1 protein-coding gene is annotated in these 304 nt (G+C 73.4%); it reads left to right on the top strand.

What is annotated here, in order from left to right; all coding sequences use genetic code 11:
- Nucleotides 1–304 (top strand): acyltransferase domain-containing protein (locus J0695_RS39025; RefSeq protein ID WP_206969601.1); only part of this gene is annotated, 304 nt, incomplete at both ends.

The following is a 304-nucleotide window of genomic DNA, read 5'->3' as shown; positions in this document are numbered from 1 at the left end:
TCGGCGAATCCGTCGCCGACCTGCCGTGGGCCCAGCTCGACGCCCAGGAGCCCGCGTTCGGAGCAGCACTCGACGCAGTGGAGGAAGAGGCACACGCGGCCCTGGGCATCTCCGTCCGAGCATCCCTGCTGGAGCACCCGAGCGAACCGATCGCGCTGGTCGCCCTCCAGATCGCGCTCGCCGCACTGTGGCGGGACCACGGGGTGCAACCCGACGCCCTGATCGCCCGCGGCCCCGGCGAGATCGCAGCCGCCCACGTGGCGGGCGTCCTCACACTCCACGACGCGCTGATCGCCGCCGTCGG

The sequence above is a fragment of the Streptomyces beijiangensis genome (assembly GCF_017315755.1).
Classification (GTDB): Bacteria; Actinomycetota; Actinomycetes; order Streptomycetales; family Streptomycetaceae; genus Streptomyces; species Streptomyces beijiangensis.
Note: the sequence above shows the minus strand (reverse complement) of the source record. Positions and strands in the feature narration are given on the sequence as shown.